Source organism: Streptomyces sp. A012304 (genome assembly GCF_026008495.1).
Lineage (GTDB): Bacteria > Actinomycetota > Actinomycetes > Streptomycetales > Streptomycetaceae > Streptomyces.
Genome location: NZ_BQUN01000095.1, coordinates 195,694 through 219,804 on the forward strand (window position 1 = coordinate 195,694; position 24,111 = coordinate 219,804).

A 24,111-nucleotide genomic window follows, 5' to 3' on the forward strand; every position below is an offset into this window, starting at 1 on the left:
GGTCTCGCGGGACCGCTCGGCGGTCGGGGCTCGAGTCCCGTGCGGGACTCGAGCCGGGTGCGCGGGGTGCGCGCGACTACTGCAGACCGGCGGCCTTGCAGGCGGCGGCGTACTCGGCGGAGCAGATCTCCTGGACCGTGTACAGCCCGTCCTTGACGACCGTGTCCTTGATGTTGGCCTTGGTGACCGACACCGGGGTCAGCAGCTGGGAGGGCACCTTGTCGCCGGAGCCGCTGGTCAGGGTCTGGGTGGCGAGGGACTTGATGTCCTTGCCCTCCAGCAGGTTCACCGCGAGCTGGGCGGCGGCGTCCGCCTCCGGCTTGAAGGCCTTGTAGACGGTGGAGGACTGGGTGCCGGCGACGATGCGCTGGATGGCCGCGAGCTCCGCGTCCTGACCGGTCAGCGGGATGCCCGTGATCTTCGCGCCCTTGAGGGTGTTGGCGATACCACCGGCCATGCCGTCGTTGGCGGAGTAGACGCCCGCGATGTTCTTCGCGCCGAGCTGGGTGATCGCCGCGGACATCTTCTGGGCGGCGACGGTGTCCTTCCACAGGCCGGACTGCTCGTAGGCGATGGTCACCTTGCCGTCGAGGGCCTTGTGCGCGCCTTCCTTGAACTGGGCGGCGTTCGGGTCGGCGTCGTCACCGTTGATCATGACGATCTTCGACGCGGGGGTCGCCTTGGCGCCGAGGGCCGCGAGCAGGGCCTGGCCCTGGAGCTCGCCGACCTTGACGTTGTCGAAGGAGACGTAGGCCGAGACCGGGCCCTGGGCGAGGCGGTCGTACGCGACGACCTTGACGCCCTTGTTCACCGCGGACTGGATGGAGGACTTGATCGCGGCGGAGTCCTGGGCGGAGACGACGATGACCTTCACACCCTTGGTCACCATGCTGCTCATCTGCTGGGCCTGCTTGGCCGGGTCGGCGGCGGCGTTCGCGTACTGGACGTCGCAGTCGGAGCAGAGCTCCTTCACCTTGGCCTCGAAGAACGGCTTGTCGAACTTCTCGTAGCGCGCCGTCACGCTGTCGGGGAGCAGCAGGCCGATCGACTTGCTGTCGGAGCCGCTGCTGCCGGAGTCGTCGTCGCCCGCCTTGCCGCACGCGGCAATCGACAGGGCCATGGAAACGGCGGTGGCGCCGATCACGACTCTACGCATCGTTGCGTTCATTTGGGGTGTGCCTCCCTGACAGGGCCGCAACGCTGCGGCCGAGGTGGCTGGAAGTCAACTCGGCCACACGTGCGACGTCAAGAAGTAAATACTTAACGAGATGGCAACGGCGTCATTCGTTCTCTAAGTGAAGGCAGGCGCGGTGGCCGAGAGGGTGCCGTCCAAAAGTGTCGAATCGCCCATCTCGCTGAGTGCGAGAGCGAGCGCTCCGAGCACCTCCGCACGGCCCCCGAGTGCCCCCGGGAGAACGGACAGCTGCCGCGCCGCACTGGGGATCGCATAGCGGCCGACGGACTCTCTGATGGGGCCGAGCACCAGCTCACCGGCCTCGGCGAGATCACCGCCGAGGACCACCCGGCTCGGGTTCAGCAGGTTGCATAGATTGGCGACTCCACTGCCGACATGGCGGCCGACGTCGGCGATCACCCGACGACAGCCCGGGTCCCCGTCCCGCGCCAGCCGTACGACACCTTCCAGGGTCAGGTCCGTTCCGTGGCTGGACTGGAGGAGCGGCAGCACATAGCGCGCGGCCGCGAAGGTCTCCAGGCAGCCCCGGTTTCCGCAACGGCAGACGGGGCCGGATTCATCAAGTGTAATATGTCCGATTTCTCCTGCCGTGCCACCGGGTCCTCGGTAGATCTTCCCATCGATCACCAGGCCGGCCCCGACACCGCTCGCGACCTTGATGTAAGCAAGATCACGTACGCCTCGGCCGCTGCCCCAGACCATCTCGCCGAGGGCGCCGAGGTTGGCGTCGTTGTCCACGTGGACGGGCACCCCGAGCCGCCCCCGCAGCTCCTCGGCGGGTCTGGTGCCGATCCAGCCGGGCAGGATGGCCGACGAACCGAGCGTGCCGGACTCCACGTCGATCGGGCCGGGGACGCCGAGACCCACCCCGGCGATCTTCGCGCGGTCCACCCCGGTGGCCTCCAGCAGGCGGTTGACCAGCTGTTCCGCGCGGTCGAAACCCTGCGTCGAGGAGGCGTCCACGTCCAGCGGCTCGGACTCCTCCGCCAGCACCTGGTGGGCGAGGTTGCCGATCGCCACCCGCAGATGGGTGTGGCCGAAATCGACGCCGATGACGATGCCCGCGTCACCGCTCAGGGAGACGCTGCGGGCCCGCCGGCCGCCGGCCGAGGTGGGGGTGACCTCGACGGTCCCGCCGTCCTTCAGCTCGCGAACGATGTTGGAGACGGTCGCCGCCGACAGACCCGTCGTCCGGGCGATCTCCGCCTGCGTGAGGGACCCCGCCAGACGTACGGCCCGTACGACCCGCTCGAGGTTGGCTCGGTGCAGTGACGACTGCGACCCCGGAGTCTCCACGACGACCTCCTGCGCGCGGGACCGCTACAGCGAGGCCCCGTCTATGTCCAACTAGTGAACTCTAAGCTGAGCCGCTCGGGTCGCGTCCCGTCAAGAGGTTGAACGGTTTCCACCTGGTTGCACACAGTGGCGAGCGCCGTTCCCGAAGGCGGGAACGGCGCGCGTTCGGACGGCTGCGCTGCGCTACTTCAGCGCCCCGGCGGTCAGGCCCTGCACCACCTGCCGCTGGAGGACGATGTACGCGGCCAGCACCGGCAGCATGGCCATGACCAGCCCGGCGAACAGCCCCGACCAGTCGCCCTTGTAGCCCTGGCTGACGGCCAGCTGAACCAGACCCTGCGTCAGGACCCGTCGGTCGGGGTCGGTGTTGAGGACCGTGGGCAGCATGTACTGGTTCCACTGGCCCAGGAAATTGAAGATGCCGACGCTGATCAGGCCGGGCCTGGCCATGGGCAGCATGATCTGGAAGAACGTCCGGCTGTGCGAGGCGCCGTCGACGAAGGCCGCCTCCGCCACCGAGGTGGGCAGCGTGCGGAAGAACGCCGTCAGGAAGAACACCGTGAACGGCAGCGAGTACGCGATGTAGACGAGGATCAGGCCGTGGATCGTGTTCAGCAGCCCCATGTTGTTCACGACGTAGAACAGCGGGACCAGCGCCAGCATGATCGGGAAGCTCATGCCGCCGATGAACAGGTAGTAGATGAAGCGGTTGCCGGGGAAGTCGAACCGGGCGAGGACGTACGCCGCCATCGAGCCGAGCACCAGGGTCCCGACGAGGGACCCTCCCACCACCAGCACGGTGTTCAGGAAGTAGTCGCCCATGTGGGCCTCGGTCCACGCCCGGGCCCAGTTGTCGAAGCGCAGCCGGTCCGGCAGCGACCAGGGCGAGCCGAAGATGGCGCGGTCGTCCTTGAAGGAGGTCATCACCGCCCACAGCAGCGGCAGCACCACCATGACCGCCCACAGGACGAGGACGCCGTGCGAGAAGACGTCGAGGACACCGCCCTCGGTCCTCCTCGGCGGCCGCGGCTTCCCGTCGGCGGGTGGGCCGGCCTCGGTGACGGGGGCGCCCGGCTCGGCCGGCACGGGCGCGGGGGTCTGCGTCGTCTTCATGCTCAGTACTCCAGCCGCTCGCGCCGCCCGAGCCGCATGACGACGGCGGCGAAGGCCAGCGTCACGACGAGCAGGGCGACGCCGATGGTGGTGGCGTAGGCGGCCTGACCGTCCCGGAACGCCTTCTGGTACACGTACAGGACCAGGACGGTGGTCGAGTAGTCGGGGCCGCCGGGGCCGGTCGTCATGATCTGGACGACCGCGAACGACTCGGCGCCGAGCGCGAGGATGCCCAGATAGACCCAGCCGGACTGCACGGTGTCCCACAGCAGCGGCAGGGTGACGCGGAAGAAGGTGGTGGCCCGGCCCGCGCCGTCGAGCAGCGCGGCCTCGTACAGCTCCGCCGGGACGGAGGCCATCCCGGCGGTGAACAGGACCACGAAGAAGCCGACCGTGGACCAGACGAGCACCGCCATCACGCACCACAGCGCGAGGTCGGGGTCGCCCAGCCACAGCGGCTGGACGCCGTCCAGCCCGATGCCCCGCAGCAGGGAGTTGACGGCCCCGCTGTCGGGGTTGTAAGCGAAGGCGAACAGCAGCGCGACGATGGCGATCGACAGCACCTGCGGGAAGAAATACACGATCTTGTAGAAGGCGGAGCCCCGGACACCGGTGATCACCGGGCCGCCCTTCCTCCGGCGTCCGCCGGCATTGATCATGAACGCGAAGAACAGCGCCAGTGCGATCGTCACCAGCGGCAGTACGAGCGCGAACGACAAGCTGTGCTGCAAGGACTTCCAGAAGATCTCGTCGTCCAGCATCCTGCGGTAATTGTCCAGGCCGACCATCTCGAATTCGGGGCTGAGGCCGGTCCAGTCCGTGAACGAGTAGTAGATGGACTGGACGAAAGGCCACACCACGAAAAGCGTGTACAGTCCCAGCGGCAGCGCCAGGAACCCCACGATGAACCGGTATTTGCCGTGCTGCATCGCCACTCCGGTGCCGTGAGTCCGCCGATTACCGGTGCTTGTAGTGCTTGATCGAGGTGTCCTTGGCGGTCTCGTCGGCGAATGCCTGGATCTTCTTGACGGCCTCGGCCGGGGTGAGCCGGCCGGCCATCATCTCGCCGATTCCGGAGACCCCGATCTTCTCCTTCTGCAACTGCACGTACCAGTCCTGGAGTCGTGGATTCAGCACGTTCCGGCCGGCTTTCTCCAGCGCGGCGACACCCGATTTGAGGCCCGGGGTGAGGGTGATACCGTCGGTGCCGCCGTTGTAGGCGGTCAGCGACTTCACCTTGGCGGTGAAGTTCTTCGACGACGCCTCACTGAGCATGATGCGCAGCTGCTCCATTCCTCCGGCGGCGTTCTTCGCCTTGGCCGGCACGATGAACGGCTCGCCGCCGGAGGCCCAGAGGGTGCCGAAGGGCATCTTGTCGGAGGAGTCGATGCCGGTGGGCGCCGAGACGGCCAGGTCGAAGCCGGCCGGGATGACGTTCGCCGACTCATTCTCCACCCAGGAGCCGTTGGGGATGAACAGGGCCTTGCCCCGCGCCCACGCGGTCTGCGACTGGATGTGGTCCAGACCCGGGGTGCCTTTGAGGACATAGCCCTTGCGGTACAGCTCGTAGTAGGCGTCCAGGCAGGTCTTCACGGCCGGGTGCTTCCAGGCGTTCGGCTCCAGGTTGTCGATGGCGTCGAGGACCTCGTGGCCACCCACCTTGCCGATCATCGGGTACAGCGAGAAGGGAAGGTAATAGGGGTACTTGCCCGCGTATGTCCAGCCGGCGATGCCCTTCTTCCTGGCCTTCGCGCAGACCGCGAGCATCTCGTCCCAGGTCTCGGGATAGGCGGCGTCCAGCGCGTCCAGGGCCTTCCGCGAGTACCAGACGCCGTACACCGTGTAGGCGTAGTACATGATCCAGACGGGGTCGCCGTCGAGCCGGCCCATCTCGACGATGCCGGGGCGCAGTGTGTCGCGGACCTTCTTGGCCGGGTCGTCGTAGGAGGGCGCGTCGAGCAGTGGGGTGAGGTCGGCGAGCTGGTTCTTTCCGGACAGGACGCCCATGTCCATCTGTTCGGCGCCGGAGTTGTCGATGAGGTCGGGCGGGGTGCCCTGGTTGAAGCGGGGCTGGAGCGTGGACTGGACCTTCTGGGTGGCCGAGAACTCCACCTTGGCCTGAGGGAAGTTCTTCTCGTAGATCCTCACGGCGTCCTCGGCGTACTCCTTGCCGAAACCGCCGTCGAACAGGACGAATTCCATCGGGGCGGTCTCATTGACGCCGAGAGGGTTCTTCGCGGTTTTCTCGCCCTCCTCGGCCTTGTTCTGGCCACCGCCGCCCCCACTGCTGGCACAGGCGGACAGGAAACCCATCGCGGGAACGGAGATGAGGCCGAGTGCGGCGGAGCGTCTGATCAGATCACGGCGGTCGACTCCTGCGGAGTCGTGGTGCTCGGAGGTTGATCCCATGGTCAAGTCCTCGCCTTCTCCAGGAGAATCGCCGACAGGTATAGTCCACTTCTGGCCGCCTGAGCAAGATCGAACGCAGAGTTCACCGTCGGTCTTTTCCGAGTTGAGACCTGGCGGAAATATGAGATCACCGCGGGCCCGCGGTCGGAAAAGCGCACGACATGCGCGCGGAATGGCGCGATCAACCTCCTTGACATCACCCGCCACTTGGCCACCTACTGATTTCCGGCGCGACAGAGGGGACAACCTTGTCCCCCGGTCGAGGGTGCGGGCTGTTCGACGACCGAGTCGCCCTGGCGGGAGGTCGAGTTGTTGTCATGATCGTGTAACCGAGGGCGGTCGGCCGCTGACCGGGGCTTCACCCGTCCTCCACAATGATCGGGCCGCCGGGGGAACGCGTCGGGCGGCCGTCACCACCAGGGGGAGAACGACATGGGCATCATCGGACGGTTCACGGGTCTGCTCGCGGGCGCGGCGCTGGGCGCGGGGGCGGTGTTCGCCACGGCCGCACCGGCGCAGGCGTACAGCCCCAACCCGACGTTCCAGGCCTACTACGCCGACACGGACGCCTGCCCGTGCAGCGGCGGCAACCTCACCGACCCGTTCGGCGGCACGACCTTCGCCGCCGACGCGGGCGGCTACGCGGTGAAGATGGAACTGGTCGACGCGGGGGCGTTCGTCGGCAAGGTGGAGTTCCACCCGAACGACGAGAAGCTCGCCGTGTACGACACCAGCAACGACGGCGACACCTTCTACGTCAAGGTGGGCTACAGCCACGACGGCGCCCACCACGCCCTGGGCACCTTCAGCGCGCCCGGCACCAGCGCCACCGTCGACTCCGTGATCCAGGACTTCGAACTGCCCGAGGGCGCCACCGTGGACATCTCCGTCTACGACGACGCCGCCCTCACCGACCTCATCGGCGCCGCCCGCGGCGTCGGTTCGGCTATCGCCTAGGAGGCCCCGTGCCGCTTCCCGTGCCCGTCCTGCCCGAGGGGGTCGACGCAGCGTGGCTGCCGCCGCGGGCGCTGCGGTCGGTGGGTTCCCGGCGGACGCTGATCCTCGGATCGGGTCCGCTGGTGGAGACGGTGCACGGTGAGGTGGCCGACGCCTGCGGACGGTTCGGCGGGGAGGTTGTCCGGGGGGAGCCGTCCGGCGCCGCGTACGACCTCGTCCTGGAGCTGACGGACGCGGGCCCGGCGACCGGACCCGGCCTCGGCCTCGGCGAGGAGGGTTTCGCCCTGCGGCGCGAGGACGGCACCACGACCGTCACCGCGTCCGGTCAACGGGGGCTGCTGTACGGCCTGTTCCATGTGGTGCGGCTCGGTGAGGCCGCGTTCGGCGGTGAGCGACGGCCCGCCGAGACGCACCGGCCGGCCATGGCACTGCGGATGCTCGACCACTGGGACAACGTGGACGTGCATCCGGTCATGGGACAGGTGGAGCGCGGGTACGCCGGCGGGTCGCTGTTCTGGCGGCAGGGGCGGGCCCGCGGCGAGGTGGAGCGCGTGCGGGCCTACGGACGGCTGCTCGCGGCCTGCGGGATCAACGCGGTCGCCGTCAACAACGTCAACGTGCACGCGACCGAGGCGCGGCTGCTGACCGACCGCCTCGGTGAGGTCGCCGTCCTCGCCGACGCGTTGCGGCCCTACGGGATCCGCACGCATCTGTCGGTCACCTTCGCCGCGCCCGTCGTGCTGGGCGGGCTGCCGACCGCCGACCCGCTGGACGCGCGGGTGCGCGCGTGGTGGGCCGAGGCCGTGCGCGGGGTGTACGCGGCGATCGGGGACTTCGGCGGGTTCGTGGTGAAGGCCGACTCGGAGGGCCAGCCGGGGCCGTTCACCTACGGCCGCTCGCACGCCGACGGCGCGAACATGCTGGCCGCCGCGCTCGAACCGTACGGCGGCACGGTGCACTGGCGGGCCTTCGTCTACGACCACCGGCAGGACTGGCGGGACCGCTCGACGGACCGGGCGCGGGCCGCGTACGACCATTTCGCGCCGCTGGACGGACAGTTCGCGGACAACGTCCTGCTCCAGGTCAAGCACGGGCCGATGGACTTCCAGGTGCGCGAGCCGGTCTCGCCGGTGCTGGGCGCGCTGCCGCGCACCCGGCTGGCGGTGGAGGTGCAGGCCACGCAGGAGTACACCGGGCAGCAGCGGCACGTGTGCTGGCTGGGCCCGATGTGGAGCGAGGTGCTGCGGTTCCGCCCGGCCGTCTCCCGCGTGGGCGAGCTGGCCGACGGCCTGGTCGCGGTCTCCAACGTCGGGGACGACCCCTTCTGGACCGGGCACCCGCTCGCGCAGGCCAATCTGTACACCTTCGGGCGCCTCGCCTGGCAGCCGGACGCGGATCCGCTCCATGTGCTCGACGAGTGGATCGGCCTCACCTTCCCGGGCGCGCCGCGGCGGCTGTCGGCCGGCCTGCACGCCGTGCTCGACGGTTCGTGGCGGACGTACGAGAAGTACACCGCGCCGCTGGGTGTGGGCTTCATGGTGCAGCCGGGGCACCACTACGGGCCGAGCGTGGACGGCTACGAGTACAGCCCGTGGGGCACCTACCACTTCGCCGACCGCGACGGCGTGGGCGTGGACCGCAGCGCCGCCACCGGAACCGGTTACGCGGCGCTGTATCCCACGCCGTGGGCGCAGCGGTACGAGTCGCCCGCGACCTGCCCCGACGAGCTGCTGCTGTTCTTCCACCATGTGCCGTACGGGCATGTGCTGGCCGACGGGACGACGGTGATCCAGCACATCTACGACACCCATTTCGAGGGCGTGGAGGAGGTGGCCGAGGCGCGCCGGGTGTGGGCGGGCCTCGCGGACCTGGTGGACGCCGCGTGGCACGCGCGCGTGGCGGAGCGGTACGAGGAGCAGCTCCGGTCGGCGCGGGAGTGGCGGGACCAGATCAACAGTTACTTCTTCCGCAAGTCCGGGGTGCCGGACGGGCGGGGGCGGGTCATCCACTGAGCCGCAGGACGGCCACCCCCAGGGGGTCGAGGACGAGGGGCGCGCCCTGGTCGACGTGCTTGCCGGTGAGCAGGTCGGTGGCGGTGGCGTGGGCGGTCAGCGGGGCCGTTTCGGGGGCGTGGTTGAGGAGGAACAGCAGACGGGTGCCGTCGGGGGCGACGCGGGTCGCCGTCTCGACGGCGGCATGGTCGGCGTAGGGGCCGATCAGGTCGTGGCGGGCCAGGACGCGGCGGACGACGTGGTCGACGCCGGGCTGGTCGAGGGCGGTGGCCACGTACCAGGCCTCGCCCGCGCCGACGGTGTGCCGGGTGACGGCCGGGGTGCCCGCGTAGAAGTCGGCGCCGTAGGTCCCGACCGGCTCGGCGCCGCGCGGCTGGACGATCTCGAAGACCAGGCGGGCGGTGGTGCGGAAGCCGCCGAGGTCGACGGGTTGGACGACGTCGCGCGGGCGGGCGTCCCACTCGTCGACGCGGATGCCGAGCAGCGGGGCGAGCGGGCCGGGCACATCGGTGAGGAAGGCGCGGTCGTGGACGTCGCAGCGGGCGGTGAGGAAGGTGGCGAGGACGGTTCCGCCGCGCCGGGCCAGGGTCTCCAGGCGGTCCGCGAGGTCGTCGCCGATCAGGTGCAGGACGGGGGCGAGGACCACGTCGTAGCGAGTGAGGTCGGTGGTGACGGGGACGACGTCGACGTCGGCGCCGGCCTCTCGGGCGGCCCGGTAGTAGGCGTGGACGACGTCCGGGTAGCGGACCAGGCGGGAGGGGCCGTCGGAGATCTCCAGGGCCCACCAGCTGTCCCAGTCGAAGAGGAGGGCGGTGCGGGCGGGGGTGCGGGCGCCGAGGGAGACGGCCCCGAAGTCGGCCAGCTCGGCGCCGACGGCGGCGACCTCGCGGAAGACGCGGGTGTCGTCGCGGCCCGCGTGGCCGATGACCGCCCCGTGGTACTTCTCGCAGGCGCCGCGTGAGGCGCGCATCTGGAAGTAGAGGGTGGCGTCCGCGCCGTGGGCGATCGCCTGCCAGGTGGCGAGCCGGAGTTCACCGGGGCGGCGCAGCGGGTTGACGTCGCGGCAGGCGGTGGTGGAGGGGGTCTGCTCCATCAGCCAGAAGGGGGCGCCGTCCTTCAGGCCGCGCATCAGGTCGTGGCCGAGGGCGGCGCGGGTCGGCGGGGCGTCCAGCGGCGGATAGCTGTCCCAGGAGGCGAAGTCCAGGTGGGGTGCCCAGCGGTGGTAGTCGAGCGGGCGGTACAGGCCCATGAGGTTGGTGGTGACGGGGGTGTCCGGGTCGTGGACGCGGATGGCTTCCTTCTCGGCGGTGAAGCAGCCGAGCAGCGCGTCGGTCATGAACCGCTGGTAGTCGAGGGTGACGCCCTGGAAGGCGGTGTGGTCGGGGCCGCGCCAGTGCTCGGTGAGGGCGCTCGGCGGCTCGATCTCGGCCCAGTCGGTGTAGCGGTGCGACCAGAAGGTGGTCCACCAGGCGTCGTTGAGGGCGTCGAGGGTGCCGTGCCGTTCGCGCAGCCAGCCCCGGAAGGCGTGGGCGCACAGGTCGCAGTAGCAGGCGCCGCCGTACTCGTTGTTGACGTGCCAGGCGAGCAGCGCGGGGTGGTCGGCGTAGCGTTCGGCGAGGCGGCCGGCCATCGCCGTGGCGAGCCGGCGGTACGCCGGTGAGCTGGGGCAGAAGTTGTGGCGCTGGCCGTAGCGGTGCCGACGGCCCTCGAAGTCGGTGCGGTTGACCTCGGGGTACTTCTTCGCCAGCCAGGGCGGCAGGGCGGCCGTGCCGGTGGCCAGGCAGATCCGGCGACCTTCGGCGGCGGCGCGGTCGACGACGCGGTCCAGGACGGTGAAGTCGTAGGTGTCCTCGGCGGGCTGGGTGAGCGACCAGGAGAAGACGCCGACGGTGAGGGTGTCGATGCCGGCCCGGGTGAACAGGCGGTGGTCGTCGTCCCAGACCTCCTGCGGCCACTGCTCGGGGTTGTAGTCGCCGCCGTACGGGATCTTGTCGTTCATACGGTGAAGTCCTCCTCGGTCTCGGCGATCACCGGGCGGGCGGCGTGCAGCAGGGAGAGCAGCAGCGGGGCGGCGAGCAGCGCGGGCAGGGCCTCGGTCAGCAGGGCCGTCGTCCCCGCGGTCAGCACCAGCAGGGAGCCGGCGGCGAGGGTGACGCGGCCCCGCCGGACGAGGAAGTACCCGGCGAGGCGGGCGGTGTCCCGGGCGCGGAAGGCGAACAGCGAGGTGAGGACGAGGGCGTGCGCGCCCCACAGCAGACAGACGGCGCCGATCACCGCGAGCAGGACGGCCCACCAGCCGGGCAGACCGGTGGCGGAGAAGTGGGTGAGGGTGAACGCGATCACGGTCAGCCAGGCCAGCAGCGGCGTCCACAGCTTCAGCGCGGGCAGGGTGTTCAGGCGCAGGCCGCGCCGGTAGACGCGGGCCGGGTGCAGGTCGGTGAGGTCGCGGCTGCGGTGGTGCAGGGCGTACACGGCGGCGGAGGCGGCCGGGCCGAGCGGCAGCAGGCAGACGGCGGCGAGGGGCAGGTTCGCGGGGTCGGGGCCGAGGAGCAGCAGTCCGGCGAGGCCGGGTGCGGCGGTGGCGAGCAGCAGGGCCTCGACGGTGAGGACGGTGTGCAGGAGGGCGGCGGCGCGGGACAGGACGCCGGTGCCGAAGTCGGCGGTGCGTACGGTGCTCACGCCGCCTCCCCGCCGAGCAGCCGCCGCTCGTCCCACCAGGGCGGGGTCTCGTCGGTGAGCGGGGTCAGCTCGACCAGGGTGACCTCGTGGCGGGCCAGGGTGAGGCGCAGGTCGGCGCGGCCGTCGGTGAGCGGCAGCCGGGTGTGGCCGCGGGCGGGTTCGGCCGCCTGGTGCAGGACGTCCAGCTGGCCGGGTCTCGGTGAGCGGGGGCTGCCCATGTGCCGCCAGGCGGTGTAGGCGTTGCCGTGTTCCTCGTCGACGGTGGAGCGGCGTACGAAGGCCTCGCCGCGGGTCGCGACGGGCACGGACAGCCGCAGCTCGTGCCGGTCGGGGCCGGGGGTGCGGCCGGTGGGGTCGACGGGCGCCCAGGCCAGGACGGTAACCCGGCCGTCGGTGTGGCGGGTGACGAGGTGGTCGTCGCCGCGCGCCAGCAGCAGCGGCCCCATCCGCGCCATGAACGCGTACAGGTGGTAGGTCGGCTTTCTGACCTGGCGGTGGGTGAGCAGGCCGAAGCCGCCGTGGAAGAGCGCGGTGGGGACGCCGACCTCCTCGAACATGTCGCTGAAGGTCCAGTAGGAGAAGGAGTCGACGAGGTCACCGCCGGCGGCGAGCACCGGGGCCAGGTAGGCGGCGTGGAAGGCGGTGTCGTGGACGGGGTTGTCGGGGCGGTAGGAGGAGTTGAACTCGGTGATGTGCACGGGGAGTTCCGCGTACCGCGTGTCGCTGAGCTGCCGCCTCGGGGTGGCGAACTGGTCGAGGAGGCGGTCGGCGGGGTCGAGGGTCTGGTGGACGCCGAAGGGGACGTGCCGGGCCGGTCCGGAGGTGTAGGCGTGCCGGGAGACGAAGTCCACGGGCACGTCGTGCGCCGCGGTGAACTCCACGAACCGTGTCAGCCAGTCGTCGGCGCCCGGGGAGATCGCGGGACCGCCGACCTGGAGGGCGGCGTCCACCTCCTTCACGGTGTGCGCGGTGACCTCGTACAGCCGGTGGTAGGCCTTGGCGTCGGCGTGCTGCCAGAAGTCGGGCAGGTTGGGTTCGTTCCACACCTCGATCGGCCAGGTGCGCACCTCGTCGAGGCCGTAGCGGTCGACGAGGTGGCTGAGGGTGGCGCGGACCAGGTCGGCCCACTCGCGGTGGGAGCGGGGCGGGGTGACGTTGCCGCGCCACCAGAAGACGGTCTGGTCGCCCGACGCCAGCTCGGCGGGCATGAAGCCGAGTTCCAGGAAGGGGCGGACGCCGCGGGCGAGAAGCGCGTCGACGACCTGGTCGACGTAGGTGAAGGAGTGGTGGACCCGCCGTTCGCCCTCGTGCTCGTAGGGGCGGTACACGCCCATGCCGTCGCTGAACAGGCCGTGGCCGCGGATGTGGCGGAAGCCGATCTCGCGCTGGAGGAGGGCGAGGGAGTCCTGGTGGTCGCGGCGCAGGGCGAGTTCGATCCGGCCGGTGCCGACGCAGTGGCGCCAGGCGTCGGAGAGCCGGCCGGCCGGTTCCGCGGGGACGCGGATCACCCGTGCTCCTTCTTGAAGCGTTCGTACGCCTTGTTGTGCAGGTCGATGAACTGGTCCATGTTCTTCGCCTTCAACTCGGCGACGTAGTCGTCCCATTCGCTCAGCGGGCGCTTGCCGAGGGCGAACTGGAGGGTGTTCTGGAAGACGTGGTCCCGCAGCGGGGTCTCCCACAGCGTCGCCTGTTCCTGCTCCACCGACTGGAGCGGGTGGGCGGGGTCGACGGGCAGCTGCTTGCGCTGGGCCATGGCGTCCTGGAACTTCTTCTCGTCCGGGCCGAAGGAGGAGGAGACCAGGGACCAGCTGCCGCCGTAGGCGAAGACACCGTTGGAGAACCCGAAGTCCTTCTGGAGGTCCTTGGGGGCGCCCGGGTCGGACCCCATGAGGGAGATGCCGTCCTTGACCTCGTACCGGCCGCCGGACTCGGTGTAGGTGACGTCCCGCACACCCCATTTGGCGAACCGCTGGCCCTCGTCCGAGTACCACAGCCAGTCCACGAACTGCATCAGGGCGACGAAGCTGTCGCTCTTGAGGGCCTTGCCGGAGATCATCAGGCCGTTCTCCAGGCGGACGCCGCCCAGGACGACCGGCCCGGCCGGCCCGAGCGGGACGGGGACCATCTCGATCGTGGCGCCCTTGACCTGGCGTTCGAGGTTGTAGCGGTAGTTCTGCACCAGCTCCTGCGGGTTGCTGCTGATCACGAAGGACTTCTCCGCGAGCAGCTTCTTCACCGCGTCGTCGTCGGTCTGGGTGAAGCTCTCGGGGTCCAACAGCTTCTCGGCGACCAGCTTGTGCAGGAACTCCAGGACCTGGCGGTAGGCGTCGGTGGCGCCGGTGAAGACGTACCTGCCCTGCCGCTGGTCCCAGGTGGTGTTCAGGTACGACCAGCCGGCCCGGACGCCGTAGGCCTGGCCGAGGTAGCCCAGCAGCGCGCCGGCGGAGTTCGGCGGGTTGCTCCAGCGGTCGGAGAACGGGTAGCGGTCGGGGTACTCAGCCTTGAGCGCCTTGAGGACGGCGTACACCTCGTCCCAGGTGGTGGGCAGGCTCAGGCCGAGGCGGTCCAGGACGTCGGTGCGCAGCGCCATCGAGTAGCCGGCCCTGGGCCTCTCGTGCAGGCCGGGCAGCAGGTAGTACTTGCCGTCGGACTGGCGCAGCGAGTCGATCTCGGGCTGGAGCCCCCATCTTTTGACCTTGTCCTGGAAGTTGGGCATGAGGTGCACGTAGTCGCTGACCGGGAGGATCGAGCCCGAGGAGACGAAGGGGGTCTCCTGTCCCGGGTAGGTCTTGGGGATCAGCAGCGGGGCGTCGCCCGCGCCGATGAGCAGGCTGCGCTTCTTGTCGTAGTCGCTGGAGGGGACGGTGGTGGGCTTGAGGGTGATGCCGGTGCGCCGGGTCAGTTCCTTCCAGAACAGCCAGCTCGACTTCAGCGGGTAGTTGGGCATGTTGTTGTGCAGCAGGGAGAAGGACAGCGCCTTGCTCGCCTTGAACTGCTGGCCGACGCGGTACTCCTTCATCGCGCCGTTCTGCTTCTTCGACAGGTCCTTGGTGTCGCCGCCGTCGTCGCCGCTGCCGCAGCCCGTGAGGGTGGCGAGGCCGATGAAGCCGGCGGCGGCCAGGATCTGACGCCGCGACAGGTTTCCTTGGTTCTTCACGGACACTCCCTTGTTCCGTAAGCCGTTGGAGCCTTCGGTCGCGCTCAGCCCTTCACCGCGCCGAGCATCACGCCCGAGACGAAGTAGCGCTGGACGAACGGGTACACGCACAGGATCGGCAGCGAGGTCAGCACGATCGTGACCGCCTGGATGTTCGCCGCGACCTGGCTGCCCTGTTCGGTGGTGGCGCCGGCGTTGGTGGCGCCGGTGGCGCCCGCGATGAGGTTGCGCAGGTAGACGGTGACCGGCATCAGATCCGCCCGGTCCATGTAGAGAAAGGCCTGGAACCAGGAGTTCCAGAAGGACACCGAGTAGAACAGCACCATCGTGGCGATGACCGCCTTGGACAGCGGCAGCACGATCCTCAGCAGGATGCCGTAGGTGCTCAGCCCGTCGATCTCCGCGGCCTCCTCCAGTTCGGACGGCAGGCTCTCGAAGAACGCCTTCATCACCAGCAGGTTGAACACGCTGATCGCGTTCGGCAGGGCGATCGCCCACACCGAGTTCTTCAGGCCCAGGCTGGTGATCAGCACGTAGTTCGGGATGAGACCGCCGGAGAAGAACATGGTGAACACGGCGATCCCGACGAGCGCGCCGCGCCCCTTGAGGTGCTTCTTGGACAGCACGTACGCGTAGCAGGTCGTCAGGACCATGGCGACGGCGGTCGAGACGACGGTGTAGAAGACCGTGTTGCCGTAGCCGCGCCAGAACGTGTCGTCGGTGAACACGATCCGGTAGGTGGTGAGGTCGAAGCCCTTGGGCCACAGCGTCACCTCACCGGCGCGGATCTGCCGTTCCCCGCTGAAGGAGCGGGCGATGATGTTGACGAAGGGATAGAGCGTGACGACGACCACGCCGGTGAGGATCACCCCGTTGATCCCCTGGAAGACGCGGTAGCCGCGCGTCGGCTGGTTCACGGAGGTCCGTGGGCGCCCGGACCGGGGCGTCAGGAGGCTCACCACAGGCTCGTTCCCACCGTGCGGCGCGAGAGCAGGTTCGCGGAGGTGATCAGCACCAGCCCGATGACCGCCTCGAACAGGCCGATCGCGGCGGCGTAGCTGAAGCTGTTGGACTCGACGCCGGTGCGGTACAGGTACGTGGAGACCACGTCGGCGGTCGGATAGGTCAGCGGGTTGTACAGCAGCAGGATCTTCTCGAAGCCGACCGCCAGGAACGTGCCGATGTTGAGGATCAGCAGGGTGATCATGGTGGGGCGGATGCCGGGCAGGGTGACGTGCCAGATCTGCTTCCAGCGGTTGGCGCCGTCGATGCGGGCGGCCTCGTAGAGGTCCTCGTCGATCGTGGTGAGCGCGGCGAGGTAGAGGATCGTGCCCCAGCCGGCGGTCTGCCAGATCTCGGAGCCGACGTAGACCGTGCGGAACCACTCGGGTTCCTGGATGAAGCGGATCGGGTCGTGGCCGAACCAGCCCAGGACGTGGTTGACGGGCCCGTCGGTGGCGAGCATCTGCATGGTGATGCCGGCGACGATCACGATCGACAGGAAGTGCGGGAGGTAGGACACCGACTGCACGAACCGCTTGAGCGCGGTGCGGCGCACCTCGTTGAGCAGCAGCGCCAGCACGAGCGGGACCGGGAAGCAGAACACCAGCGTCAGCGCGCCGATCCACAGGGTGTTGCGGAAGACCTGCCAGAAGGTGGGGTCCGACAGGAACATCTCCACATAGCGCAGGCCCACCCACTGCTCGCCGAAGATCGAGCCGCCCGGCTCGAAGCGGCGGAAGGCGATCACGTTGCCGATCATCGGCAGGTAGCGGAAGACCAGGAAGAACAGCAGGGGCAGCACGGCCAGCGAGTACAACTGCCAGTCCCGGCGCAGCGCCCGCCGCCAGCCGCGCCGTGCCGTGGGCCGCGCGGGGCCCGGGGCCCGTCGCGCGGGCGGCGGGTGCTGGGTGCCTGGGGGTGGAGCCGGTGTGGTGGAGGTGCTCATGCTCGGGCCTCCCGTTAGGGGACGCGGTACCGAAACTTTCGAGCTCTTACCGGTAACTTCGCGGCAACTTAGGGGTACTCAGAAAGCGCTGTCAATGGGTTGCGCACGAGACGGCCGAGACGAGTGGGAAGCGTTGGAACACCTCGTCGGCGGGGTAGAACACGGGGGTTCACGCCCGCCCGTGTCCGCAAGTTTCCAGGTTGCCACCGACTCCTGCGAGGTGCCTGCCCGTGCCCGCGTTCGACCTGCCGCTCAGCGAACTGGAGCAGTACCGCCCGGAACTGGAGGAGCCCGTCGACTTCGACGCCTTCTGGCACGACACGATCGAGGAGGCCGCCCGGCACGAGCCGTTGGTGTCCGTGCGGCCCGTGGAGAGCGGCCTGCGGCTGACCCGGACCTGGGACGTGACCTTCCGGGGCTTCGCCGGTGACCCGGTGCGCGCCTGGTTCAGCCGGCCGGCCGGTGCGGACGGCCCGCTGCCCGCGGTCGTCGAGTACGCCGGCTACGGCCGTGGCCGCGGCCTCCCCCACGAGCGGCTGACCTGGGTGAACGCCGGGTACGCGCACCTGCTGATGGACAACCGCGGCCAGGGCGACCAGTACGGCAACGGCGGCGCCACCCCCGACCCGCACGCCACCGCGCCCGGCGGCCCCGGCCCGGCCGTGCGCGGCCTGCTCGCCCCGCACGATTACCACTACCGGCGGCTGATCACGGACGCGGTGCGGGCGGTGGCGGCGGTGCGCGCGCTGCCGGGCGTGGACGGGACGCGGACGGCCGCCGTCGGCAACAGCCAGGGCGGCGCACTCGCCCTCGCCGTCGCGGGCCTGGTCCCCGACCTCGCCGCCGTGCTGGTCACCGCCCCGCTGCTGTGCGGCATCCGCCGTGCCCTGGACCTCACCGACGCCGGTCCCTACGGCGAGATCGCCGCGTACCTCTCGGTCCACCGGGGCGCCGAGCGGTCCGCGTACCGCACGCTCTGCTATGTGGAGGGCGTCTCCTTCGCCCGCCGCGCGCAGGCCCCCGCCCACTTCGGCACGGGCCTGCGCGACACGGTCTGCCCGCCCAGCGGCACGTACGCCGCCTTCAACCACTACGGGACGGCGACCGGCGCCACCGCGCCCAAGGAGATCCACGCGTACCCGTACAACGGGCACGAGGGCGGCGAGGCGGAGCAGGTCCGCCGCCAACTCGGCTGGCTGCCAAAGGTATTGGGCAGCTGAGACGTTCTCTCACCCGCCGACGACGGCCCCCTCCCGCAGTTCCAGCCGGGTCCCGGTGAACCGTGCGCGCATCCGGCGGTCATGGGTGACCAGGACGAGCGCGCCCGTGTAGTCCGCCAGGGCCGCCTCCAGGTCCTCCACCAGGGCCGGGGAGAGATGGTTGGTCGGCTCGTCCAGGAGCAGCAGGTCCACCGGTTCGGTCACCAGCCGGGCGAGCTCGATGCGGCGGCGCTGGCCGTACGACAGCTCCCCCACCCGGCGGCGCAGTTCGGCGGGTTCGAACAGGCCGAAGGAGAGCAGACGGGCGGCGTGTTCGTCCCGGTCGCCGGGGCGGCCGTGGGCGTAGGCGGCCAGCACCGTGAGGTGCGGCGGCCAGGGCGTCTCCTCCTGGCGCAGGTGCCCCACCCGGCCCGGGACGCTCACCGTGCCGTGGTCCGGGCGCAGTTCGCCGGCCAGGAGCCGCACCAGGGTGGTCTTGCCCGCGCCGTTGGGGCCGGTGATCAGCAGCCGCTCGGCCGGGCCGACGCGCAGCCGCGGCACGCGCAGCCGGCCGGCCACCTCCACAGCGTCGAGGGCTGCCGCCGGCGTCTCCCCCGGTTCGGCGGCGGTGGTGAGCCGGGCCGTGAAGGTCAGCGGGGTCGGCGGCGGGGTCACCGGGTGCGCGGTGAGCCGTTCGACCCGTTCCTTGGCGTTGCGGATGCGGCTCATCGCGCCGTGCGCACGGCCGCGCGCCCGGAACGCGCCGTGGCCGAAACCGTCCAGGCTCATCTTGCGCGGGATGGCTTCCAGGCGGACCACGTTCGCCGCGGCCAGCCGGCGGCTGCGGTCGAGCTCGGCACGCCACTCGTCGTACTGCTGCTGATGGCGGCGGCGTTCGGCGGCCTTGGCGGCGAGGTAGCCGGCGTAACCGTTGCCGTGGCGGGAGACCCGGCCGCCGTCGACCTCCCACACCGTGGTGGTGAGTCGTTCCAGGAAGACGCGGTCGTGGGTGACGGCGACGACGGTGCCGCGGTGGGCCCGCAGGTGCTCCTCCAGCCAGTGGACGGCCCGGTCGTCCAGGTCGTTGGTCGGTTCGTCGAGCAGCAGCAGCTCCGGCCGGGAGGCGAGGGTCGCGGCCAGCGCCAGCCGTGAGCGCTCCCCTCCGGAGAGCGTGCCCAGCCGGCGGTCGCGGGCCAGCCCCGGCAGCCCGAGCCCGTGCAGCGCGGTCTCGACGCGGGCGTCGGCTCCGTAGCCCTCGCGGGCCTCGTACCGCTCGGTCAGCCGGGCGTACGCGGCGAGCGCGTCGTCCAGCCGACCGCCCTCGGGGGTCTCGGCGAGCGCGTCCTCGGCGCGCCGCAGTGCCGTCTCCAGCTCCCGCAGCTCGGCCAGCGCCAGATCGACGGCGTCCTGGACGGTGGCCCACGGGGGCAGGCCGAGGGTCTGGGCGAGGTAGCCGGTGCCGCCGGGCGCGGCGACGGTCACCTCGCCGGTGTCGGGCTGCTCCGCTCCGGCGAGCAGGCGCAGCAGGGTGGACTTCCCGGCCCCGTTGTCGCCGACGACGCCGGCCTTCTCGCCGGGCGCGAGGCTGAGGGAGATCCGGTCCAGCACGGTGTGGTCGTCGTAGCGCTTGGTGACGCCGCGCAGGGAGAGCTGGGAGGAACGGGTAGAGGGGGAGGAAAGGGAGGTTTGTGGCGCACGCATGTGAAGCCCCTGTTCTCGGCCGTGCCGATGGAACGGATTCGACGAGGAGTCGAGGAGTCGACGAGGAATTCCGAGGAATCGACGAGCAGTCGACGAGAATCGCCGAGGAATCGACGACGCCACGACGGCGGAGCGGTGCTCTACGCGGTCGCGGCGGGGGCTGTCACAGAGTTCCCATGCGGACGAACGTACGTGACCGGCCGGCCGTGGGCAATGGATTTCCGGCCGATCACGTGCGTCGGTGCGAGGACCCGGCGGGTGTGCGGCCCACCGCCCGCCGGGTCCGTGCCGGGTGCGGCTCAGCCGACCCGGCAGGGCAGGCTCGTGGCGGTGTCACCGCCCGAGCCGGTGACGACGTACCCGAAGGTCGTGCTCCGGCCCGGACTGAGCGAGCCGTTCCAGCCGGCGTTGTGGACCATCACCGCCTGGCCGTTGTACGTCGGGGCGCCGTTCCACAGGCTGTCGACCTTCTGGCCGGCGGGCAGCGTCCAGTCGACCATCCAGCCGAGCATCGGGACGTCGCCGGTGTTGGTGACGGTCACCTCGGACTGGTAGCCGCCGCTCCAGCTGCCGGTCGTGCGGCGGGTGGCCGTGCAGGTGCCGGGCACGGGCTCGTTGGGGTCGCCCGGCTGGTGAATGCCCGTCACCTCGCCGTTGCCGCCGTCGAAGACGACGTCGGAGCAGGAGTAGAAGGTCTCCTGGCTGTCGGAGCGCTGCCAGACCATGTAGATGATGTGGCGGCCCGACTTGTTGGCGGGGAGCTTGCCGCTCCAGGAGTAGTTGGCCTCGACCGTGCCCGGGCTGCCGTTGAGCGGCGGGTGGTCGACGGTGAGGAAGGGCTGGTCCTCCACGTCGTTCCAGGTGAGGGTCTTGGTCGGGTCGAAGCCGTCCTTGGTGATGTAGACGTGGAACCAGCCCGGGTGGGCGGCCCAGGCGTTGTAGGAGAAGTCGATCGTGGCGCCCGAGGTGAGATGGGTGAGCGGCCAGTCGTTGCGGGGGGCGTTGAAGCCGGTGAAGTTGGTGTTGCCGCCGCTGCACAGCTGCCCGTCGGGCACGAAGCCGCGGGTGCGGCCGGCGCCGTCGGAGCGCAGCACGGAGAACCAGTTGTAGAACGGCGTGGTGCCGCTGACCTGTTGGGCGTTCTTGCAGGCCGGGTTGACGGGTTTGATCTCACCGGTGTCGGTCAGCCCGTCCTGCCAGCACAGGAAGGTGCGGCTGCCGGGCTTCATGGGGGTGCCGTGGGCCTCGGCCCGGCCGCCGGCGGAGACGATCAGGCCGAGGGCGGGGAGGGTGGCCGCGACGGCCAGGAGAACCAGGAACAGGGCCTTGGTGCGTAATTTTGTCATGATCATGACAGGAGAAGACATGACGGAGTCTGTCCTTCCACGTACGGACCGTGCGGGAAAGGGGGTGCGGATGTGTGAAGCGGGAGCGATCCCGGGGCGGGTTCCGGTCCACCAGAAGTGGGAGCGCTCCCACTCCACCTGTGGCGGAAGGTAGCGCCGGACGGCTCACTTGTAAACGCCTCTCGCACCACCTCTCGGCACCGGCCGAGCGCGTAAAACAACCGAAGTATGGATATGGGCTTATACGGCGAACCGCGCGACTGATCGGGTGCGCCCGGGATGCCGGGCCTGACGTGCTGGGAGGGGTCGGGCATGGGCGGGCAACCCTTGTACCTGGAGCCACGGTCGGGGCCACGGCTGCGCTCGTTGCTGGACTCCGCGGAACTGCTCCACACGCTCACGGACGCCCTCGGCTCCCCGCTGAACGTGGTGGTTCCCGAGCAGATCGCGGAGAACCTGGAGCGGTTCCGCGCCGTGTACGGCCGGCACCATCTGGCGGGCCAGGTGTTCTTCGCCCACAAGGCGAACCGCTCCAGCGCCCTGCTGCGGCGGCTGGCCGCCACGGACGCGGGCGTGGACGTCGCGTCGCTGGGCGAGCTGCGACACGCTCTCGGGGCCGGGTTCCCGCCCGACCGGATCATGGCCACCGGGCCGAAGAGCCCGGAGTTCCTGTGGCTGGCCGCGCGCGTCTCGGTCACCGTCGGCGTCGACTCCCCGGGCGAGCTGGAGCAGCTCGCCGCGCTCGTGCGCAAGCACGGTCTGCCCCGGGTCCGGGTCCTGCTGCGGCTGTCGGGGTTCGAGGCGCCCGGCGTACGGGTGCTGAGCCGGCGCAGCCGGTTCGGCTCGCCCGCCGGGGAGCTGGAGCCGCTGCTGGACGCCGTCGAGCGCCATCGGGACGTGCTCGACCTGACCGGTCTGGCGTACCACCTGGACACGATGGGCCTCGCCGAGAAGGCGACGGCCCTGGAGGGCTGTCTGCGGGCGCTGGAGCGCTGCCGCAGCCGGGGCTTCACGCCCCGCGCGGTCGACGTGGGCGGCGGTTTCGGCGTCGACTACCTGGCCGACGGCGGGCAGTGGGAGCGGTACACGAGCGAGCTGACCGCCGCCGTCCTCGGCACCCGCCCGCCGCTGACCTGGGGCGGGCACGGCTACGGCCTGCGCAACGAGGCCGGCACGGTGCGCGGGACGCTCGGTCTCTATCCGGCGCACCGGCCGGTGGCCGGGGAACGCTACCTCGACGCCCTGCTGGCGCATCCGGCCGCCGCGCTGGGCGGCCGGCCGCTGGCGGAGCTGCTCCTTGAGCACCTGTACGACCTGCACATCGAGCCCGGGCGGGCGCTGCTGGACCAGTGCGGGCTGACCCTGGCGAGGGTGCTGGAGGTGCGTCCCGGGGAGCCCGGCGGGGAGCTGCTCGTCCGGCTGGCGGCGAAGGCCGACGACGTGGCGCTGGAGGAGCACGGTGTGCTGATGGACCCCGTGCTGCTCCCCCGGGACCCGGCCGGTGACGGCACGGGGCCGGTGGCCGTGCATCTCTTCGGCAGCCGGTGCCTGGAGACCGACCTGATCACCCGGCGGACGGTGTTCCTGCCGCGCCGCCCCGAGCCGGGCGACCTGATGGCCTTCGTGAACACCGCCGGCTACTGCATGGACTTCCACGCCACCCGCGCCCAGCTCCAGCCGGTCGCCCGCAAGGTCGCCGCCTGGCAGGAGGGGGGCGCCTGGCGCTGGTGCCTGGACGATCAGTACTGGCCGACCGCATCCATGGGGGGCGCGAAGTGAGGTACGACAGCATCACCGAGGCCATCGGCAACACGCCGCTGGTGCGCATCGACCCGGAGGTGCACGGTCTGCGCAACCTCGACCTGTACGCCAAGCTGGAGCTGCTCAACCCCTTCGGATCGGTCAAGGACCGGGCCGCCTGGAACATGGCCCGCCCGCACCTGGCGTCGGCCGCCGCGCACGGCAGCCAGGTCGTCGAGCTCTCCAGCGGGAACACCGCCAAGGCGCTGGCCGTCCTCGCGGGGATGCACGGTCTGACCTTCAAGAGCGTCACCAACCGGATGCGGGTGCCGGAGATCAAGGACCTGCTGCTGTTGCTCGGCGCGGAGATCGAGGAGCTGCCGGGGCAGAGCGAGTGCCTGGACCCGACCGCGACCTCCGATCCGCTGACCCTCTTCCACCGGACGCTGTCCGAGCCGGGCGGCGCCTATCTGCACACCGACCAGTACTTCAACCCGCGCAACACCGAGGCCCATCTCACCGGCACCGGCCCGGAGATCGTCAAGGACCTCGGCGGCCGGGCCCCGGACTGGTTCATCGCCTGCGTGGGCACCGCCGGCTCCTCCACCGGCGTGGCCCGGGTGCTGCGGGAGAACGACCCCTCCGTACGGGTCGTCGGACTGGTCGCGGCCAAGTCGGACTTCGTCCCCGGCATCCGCACCATCGACGAGGCGCACGAGGTGGGCCTGTTCGACCCCGGCACCTACGACACGATCGAGGCGGTCACCTCCGACGAGGCGATCGAGGGGATGCTGACGCTGAACCGCCGCTGCGGCATCCTGGCCGGCCCCACCGGGGGCGCCGCCTACTTCGGCGCGGTACGCCAACTACGCTCGGTCGACGAGGAGCTGACGGAACGCCAGTCGGCGGTGTTCATCGTCTGCGACCGTGTGGAGAGCTATCTGAGCTACGTCCGGCAGCGGCGCCCCGACCTGTTCGGCCGCCCCCGCCGGCAGAACTCGCCGGCCGACCTGTCCGAGGCGGAGATCCGTACGGCGCCGGCCGTCGACGTCGCCGAGGCCCAGGCCTGGATCGCCACCGGCCGGCCGCTCGTGGTCGACCTGCGCAGCTCCTTCGCCTACGCGGCGCTGCACATCGACGGCTCGGTGAACATCGTCGACGAGCTGTTCGAGGAACTCCTCCGCGGCGGCCTGCCCTTCAGCCGCAACCGCCCGGTCCTGCTGGTGTGTCCGGTCGGTGAGAAGTCCGCCCGCTACGCCGCGCTGCTCACCCGCATGGGCCACCCCGACGTCCGCAGCCTGACCGGCGGCGTCATCGCCTGGCGCGACGCCGGCGCGCCCCTGGTCCGGGACTGACCGC

At 70.6% G+C, this 24,111-nt stretch carries 18 protein-coding genes; 5 read left to right on the forward strand and 13 right to left on the reverse strand.

Annotation, left to right across the window (positions count from 1 at the left end; all coding sequences use genetic code 11):
• Window positions 1-76 precede the first annotated feature (76 nt).
• The 5 genes from ALMP_RS20850 to ngcE form a co-directional block, all read right to left on the reverse strand.
• Window positions 77-1,168 (reverse strand): sugar ABC transporter substrate-binding protein, encoded by a 1,092-nt coding sequence (locus ALMP_RS20850; RefSeq protein WP_375803512.1) that lies wholly within the window; start codon window positions 1,166-1,168, stop codon window positions 77-79.
• Window positions 1,169-1,291: 123 nt separating this feature from the next.
• Window positions 1,292-2,491 carry an ROK family transcriptional regulator gene (locus ALMP_RS20855; protein ID WP_264930497.1) on the reverse strand — a complete coding sequence of 400 codons (1,200 nt, stop codon included), beginning with the start codon at window positions 2,489-2,491 and terminating at the stop codon, window positions 1,292-1,294.
• Window positions 2,492-2,674: 183 nt separating this feature from the next.
• Complete coding sequence (locus tag ALMP_RS20860; RefSeq protein ID WP_264930499.1) at window positions 2,675-3,604, reverse strand: carbohydrate ABC transporter permease; 930 nt, start codon at window positions 3,602-3,604, stop codon at window positions 2,675-2,677.
• A gap of 2 nt (window positions 3,605-3,606) precedes the next feature.
• Window positions 3,607-4,533 (reverse strand): carbohydrate ABC transporter permease, encoded by a 927-nt coding sequence (locus ALMP_RS20865; RefSeq protein ID WP_264930502.1) that lies wholly within the window; start codon window positions 4,531-4,533, stop codon window positions 3,607-3,609.
• Between the two features lie 28 nt (window positions 4,534-4,561).
• Window positions 4,562-6,013 carry an N-acetylglucosamine/diacetylchitobiose ABC transporter substrate-binding protein gene (gene ngcE / locus ALMP_RS20870; RefSeq protein WP_264930504.1) on the reverse strand — a complete coding sequence of 484 codons (1,452 nt, stop codon included), beginning with the start codon at window positions 6,011-6,013 and terminating at the stop codon, window positions 4,562-4,564.
• 432 nt (window positions 6,014-6,445) lie between these two features.
• Here ngcE and ALMP_RS20875 point away from each other — a divergent pair, with 432 nt between their 5' ends.
• Window positions 6,446-6,970 carry a hypothetical protein gene (locus ALMP_RS20875; protein ID WP_264930506.1) on the forward strand — a complete coding sequence of 175 codons (525 nt, stop codon included), beginning with the start codon at window positions 6,446-6,448 and terminating at the stop codon, window positions 6,968-6,970.
• 8 nt (window positions 6,971-6,978) lie between these two features.
• On the forward strand, window positions 6,979-8,982 hold the full coding sequence (locus tag ALMP_RS20880) for an alpha-glucuronidase (protein WP_264930508.1): 2,004 nt from the start codon (window positions 6,979-6,981) through the stop codon (window positions 8,980-8,982).
• Here the strand turns inward: ALMP_RS20880 and ALMP_RS20885 are convergent.
• Genes ALMP_RS20885 through ALMP_RS20910 form a run of 6 tightly spaced genes read right to left on the reverse strand, consistent with a single transcriptional unit; the run spans window position 8,972 to window position 16,766 of the window.
• Window positions 8,972-10,981: a beta-galactosidase gene (locus tag ALMP_RS20885; protein WP_264930510.1), complete on the reverse strand. Its 2,010-nt coding sequence runs from the start codon at window positions 10,979-10,981 to the stop codon at window positions 8,972-8,974. The two genes, ALMP_RS20880 and ALMP_RS20885, sit on opposite strands and share 11 nt — an antisense overlap.
• The gene (locus ALMP_RS20890) at window positions 10,978-11,661 is read right to left on the reverse strand and encodes a hypothetical protein (RefSeq protein WP_264930512.1); all 684 of its coding nucleotides are present in this window, start codon (window positions 11,659-11,661) and stop codon (window positions 10,978-10,980) included. Before ALMP_RS20890 ends, ALMP_RS20885 begins: the two co-directional genes overlap by 4 nt.
• A complete protein-coding gene (locus ALMP_RS20895; protein WP_264930514.1) occupies window positions 11,658-13,169 on the reverse strand; it encodes a xylan 1,4-beta-xylosidase in 1,512 nt (503 codons plus the stop codon). Before ALMP_RS20895 ends, ALMP_RS20890 begins: the two co-directional genes overlap by 4 nt.
• On the reverse strand, window positions 13,166-14,818 hold the full coding sequence (locus tag ALMP_RS20900; RefSeq protein WP_264930516.1) for an extracellular solute-binding protein: 1,653 nt from the start codon (window positions 14,816-14,818) through the stop codon (window positions 13,166-13,168). Before ALMP_RS20900 ends, ALMP_RS20895 begins: the two co-directional genes overlap by 4 nt.
• Before the next feature lie 44 nt (window positions 14,819-14,862).
• Window positions 14,863-15,735 (reverse strand): carbohydrate ABC transporter permease, encoded by an 873-nt coding sequence (locus ALMP_RS20905; RefSeq protein ID WP_264930518.1) that lies wholly within the window; start codon window positions 15,733-15,735, stop codon window positions 14,863-14,865.
• Window positions 15,736-15,773: 38 nt separating this feature from the next.
• Entirely contained in the window at window positions 15,774-16,766 is a 993-nt protein-coding gene (locus tag ALMP_RS20910; RefSeq protein WP_264930520.1) for a sugar ABC transporter permease, read from the reverse strand.
• 230 nt (window positions 16,767-16,996) lie between these two features.
• Between ALMP_RS20910 and ALMP_RS20915 the strand changes: the two genes are divergently transcribed.
• Window positions 16,997-17,986, forward strand: a complete 990-nt coding sequence (locus ALMP_RS20915; protein WP_264930522.1) for an acetylxylan esterase — start codon at window positions 16,997-16,999, stop codon at window positions 17,984-17,986.
• A gap of 9 nt (window positions 17,987-17,995) precedes the next feature.
• On the opposite strand, the gene ALMP_RS20920 is transcribed toward ALMP_RS20915, so the two are convergent.
• Both ALMP_RS20920 and ALMP_RS20925 read right to left on the reverse strand, forming a co-directional pair.
• Window positions 17,996-19,666, reverse strand: coding sequence for a TlrC/CarA/OleB/SrmB family ABC-F type ribosomal protection protein (locus ALMP_RS20920; protein WP_264930524.1), 1,671 nt, complete (start codon window positions 19,664-19,666; stop codon window positions 17,996-17,998).
• 299 nt (window positions 19,667-19,965) lie between these two features.
• Window positions 19,966-21,033 (reverse strand): lytic polysaccharide monooxygenase, encoded by a 1,068-nt coding sequence (locus ALMP_RS20925; protein ID WP_264930525.1) that lies wholly within the window; start codon window positions 21,031-21,033, stop codon window positions 19,966-19,968.
• A 291-nt stretch (window positions 21,034-21,324) separates the two neighbouring features.
• Here ALMP_RS20925 and ALMP_RS20930 point away from each other — a divergent pair, with 291 nt between their 5' ends.
• Window positions 21,325-22,791 carry a Y4yA family PLP-dependent enzyme gene (locus ALMP_RS20930; RefSeq protein ID WP_264930527.1) on the forward strand — a complete coding sequence of 489 codons (1,467 nt, stop codon included), beginning with the start codon at window positions 21,325-21,327 and terminating at the stop codon, window positions 22,789-22,791.
• A complete protein-coding gene (locus ALMP_RS20935) occupies window positions 22,788-24,107 on the forward strand; it encodes a pyridoxal-phosphate dependent enzyme (protein ID WP_264930529.1) in 1,320 nt (439 codons plus the stop codon). Before ALMP_RS20930 ends, ALMP_RS20935 begins: the two co-directional genes overlap by 4 nt.
• Window positions 24,108-24,111: the final 4 nt, after the last annotated feature.